Here is a 3,506-nt window from a genome sequence, read left to right as displayed (position 1 = left end):
ATAACTAGAAACTACCATTTCTTCTTACTATTGCAACTTCTTTATTCTACTCTGATAACTTAACATAAAATTTTGTCAACAGAACCTAGTATTATTTAAGGGAATAAAGTATCATGGTTATATAAGAGACTATTTGGACAGAACTGAGAGCGCAATAATCCTATGCGAAGATTATTATGAGTTAATGGGGAAGTCCAATCATCTATGGGATAATTTTGATATAATGGCATTGTAACGGGATGTAACTTAAATACTCACCTTACGCATGGCATTTAAAAGTCATATAGAAAATAGCTTGGCGTCATTGCATCAGCGTCACAACTGTTGAAAGTTAGAAGGTGGAGCGGATTTTAGATAGCTTTTTCGCTATTAGCGAGACCGCGCAAGTAGGTCGTGGCAATCCATTTTTGGTTAATTTTGTGGATTGCTTCGTCGACCTACGGTCTTCCTCGCAATGACGTTTTGTACTTGTTCCGGAATTTTTAAATTGTCATGGGGTTTATGCGTAAGGTGAGTTAAATATAGCAAAGTATAAAAATCACTCTTTTTTTTAAACTAATATATAATAAACTATTGCAAGAATTTTTATTTTTAGTTATTATTTACTTTATTGTTAAAATAATGGAATGGATACTTAAATGGAAGATATTAATGATTGGGAAGTCAAATACGAAAATTGTAAATATGATGATAGGTTACTAACTAAACTAATGCAGATGAACCAGGAAGTAAACCGACCAATAGATATTAAAGAAGTCAAAAAAGCTATTTATTATGCAAAAAAATACCATGGTAGTCAAATGCGACAATCAGGTGAACCTTATTATTCGCATCCAATAGAGGTAGCGTATATGACTTCTGATTATCTTTTTAGAACTGATATTATTGTTACTAGCATACTGCAAGATACTATAGAGGATACAGAACTTTCCAAAAGTATGATTGCAAGCATTTTTGGAGAACAGGTTGCTAGTCAGGTTATGGATATTACAAGGATAAAAGAAGACGGACGTAAGATTAGCTCAGCTGAAATAATGAAATTATTATATCAACAAAAAAAATATGATACCTTGATAATTAAGCTTTTTGATCTACTTCATAATATACAGACTATTAGTGCTAAATCTCAGGAAAAAGCTAAAAAGATAATTAAGGAAACTTTACAACATTTCCTAGTTATATGTGAAATAGTAGAAATGCCATGGCTCTGTGAAATTTTATATGACAAATGTTGTATGAACAAACCAACATTAAAACAAACTTCCGATAATCTTTTTATTTTTAACAAACCGTTTAAACTTTCTGGCATTCCATTTTTTCAAAATAAGACACTCCTATGAAAAAAGCTATGCCCACCGGTACAAGAATTAAAAATAATCCCCAATAATCTAAATACTTTGTAGTAAATACTAAACCAAACGATGTTATAAAATAAGTGAGTAATTTTGCTATAGCACTTAAAAAACTAGTATACGTAAACCTTCTAAAGACAGGAAAATATTTATAAAATATTGGTGCTGCAGGTACATGGTCAAATACAAATAAAGCAGCTAAACATTGAAAAATAAATACATAAGTTGAATTATGAGTATATGACAATACTATAGGGAATGAAATAACTGAGGCAAAGAATAAATAGAGCTTTGCTTTAAGTATCTTTAAGGGATGTATTATATAACTAATATAAGCAAGCATAATTATTCCAAATAAGTCTATTAAAGATACCAAGAAGTTTTGGCTAATGACCTGATTAGCTGAAAAACCACATTTTTGCTTTAATATATCTCCACAATATATATAAACAAAATAGAAGCATGGGGGTCTGGCACATTGGATAAAAAAATATGCAATTGAAGTCAAAATTGGTACGTGTTGATCAATAAACTCTTTATCCACCTCTTTAAACTCAATACCATTATCTATAAGCCTATGTTTTAACTTAGTTTTTTTATCCATAAATTCAGTGGCTTCCTTTAAACTAGTTCTAGCAACAGAACCAACTAAGGCAATTCCTGCTCCTACCCAAAATGCTATACGCCAGCTAGATTCATTTTGATAAATATGTGTACTAGTAAAAATTGATGCAACTCCTAGTGCCGCTGTAGTTCCTATAGCTGAAAATACAGTTATTAAAGCAACTAAGGAGTATTGAATAGGTGGATTAGAACTTTCTGTTAAATAAATTTCTGCTCCACGTGCTTCAGCAATTGCCGCCAAACCTTGTATCATACGACACGCTATAAGTACCCAAGAAGCAGTAATCCCTATTTGAGAATAAGTCGGCAAAGTTGCAATAACAACACACGAAATACCCATTAAAAAAGTAGTGATAATCACTACAATTTTTCTACCGATATAATCACCAATAAAGCCAAACAATAACGCTCCAAAAGGTCTAAGTATGTAAGTAGAAGAAAAAGCAGCAGCGGAAAGCAAAGAGGTTGTAAAAGGGTCGTATTTAGGAAAGAATAATTCATTAAGGAGTACTGCCATATGGATATATAGCATTAAATCAAAGTACTCAAGAAACGTTCCTATAGAAAGTAACCCAACAGCTTTTTTCTGATCTTGCGTTAAGCTAGTCTGAGTATAAATAACTCTTCCATCCGCTTGAATAAATTTACTCATAATTGACTCAAATAATTGTTTTTTACTAACTAGCTAAACCCTTATAAACAGCTATGCTCCTATGACTTAGAGGATAACCGCCACATTCTTTTGCCAATCTATCAAAATAAAAGGTAGCTGTAACCCCTATCCATGTAATGGTCGAAGCAATCTATTTCTAATTACTTTCCTGGATTGCTTCGTTGTGAGGTTTTCGCACTCCTCGCAATGACGTTTTTACCCTTAATAGTTACAATTATAATTAAATATAACCTGCTTTAAATAGTCAAGTAATTTTTTATTAAAATATTTTTATTTTATCCTATAAAAAATGGATCGGTCTAAATTTATGGTGGGTGTTATATAACAATGTACTCTATTATTAATTTGTTCAAGAATAGTATAGTCAATTGATGGGAAGTTGGTGATGTCGTCGCTCAATGCTCGCCTATTACTTATAGGCGTTGCTCCATCGTTCCTGCTACCCAATTCTCCTGAATTGACTATAATTACTAAGTTAGGAAATGAAAAAATAAGCAATATCGCAAAAATAATGAAAACAGCTATTAGTGGAGCAAAGAAATCTGTTATATTATAGATATACTCAAATGATTTGAAGAATTGGAACGTAAAACAAGGGGTGAGCGAGCGGAGCGTACAACTAGTACGTGAACACGCGAATACCCCGAAGTTTTGCGGAGCCAATTCTTCAAAGCAGAAGAGTATATAACCGAATTTGGAATAACTTGTTATATCGAATTCAGGTTAATTAGGTTGCTGTAAAAGATTCAAGTACAGTTTTAAAATTCCAATAAACGTCAATTCGGGATAAGGGATAAGAAAAAATAAAGGAGATATAGGAGTTGCAAGGAGTTAATGCCTGTGATAAATGTTTTTTT

General features: G+C 32.1%; 3 protein-coding genes. 1 reads left to right on the top strand and 2 read right to left on the bottom strand.

What is annotated here, in order from left to right; all coding sequences use genetic code 11:
- The first annotated feature begins 638 nt into the window (after positions 1-638).
- The gene (locus RiCNE_RS06355; protein ID WP_094649737.1) at positions 639-1,340 is read left to right on the top strand and encodes an HD domain-containing protein; all 702 of its coding nucleotides are present in this window, start codon (positions 639-641) and stop codon (positions 1,338-1,340) included.
- On the opposite strand, the gene RiCNE_RS06350 is transcribed toward RiCNE_RS06355, so the two are convergent.
- Together RiCNE_RS06350 and RiCNE_RS08125 are read right to left on the bottom strand one after the other, a co-directional pair.
- On the bottom strand, positions 1,294-2,628 hold the full coding sequence (locus tag RiCNE_RS06350) for an MFS transporter (RefSeq protein ID WP_094649736.1): 1,335 nt from the start codon (positions 2,626-2,628) through the stop codon (positions 1,294-1,296). The two genes, RiCNE_RS06355 and RiCNE_RS06350, sit on opposite strands and share 47 nt — an antisense overlap.
- Before the next feature lie 291 nt (positions 2,629-2,919).
- On the bottom strand, positions 2,920-3,096 hold the full coding sequence (locus tag RiCNE_RS08125; protein WP_239832746.1) for a hypothetical protein: 177 nt from the start codon (positions 3,094-3,096) through the stop codon (positions 2,920-2,922).
- Between the last annotated feature and the right edge of the window lie 410 nt (positions 3,097-3,506).

The sequence above is a fragment of the Rickettsia endosymbiont of Culicoides newsteadi genome (assembly GCF_002259525.1).
In the GTDB taxonomy this organism is placed as follows: Bacteria; Pseudomonadota; Alphaproteobacteria; order Rickettsiales; family Rickettsiaceae; genus Tisiphia.
This window is presented reverse-complemented; position numbering and strand designations above follow the sequence as displayed.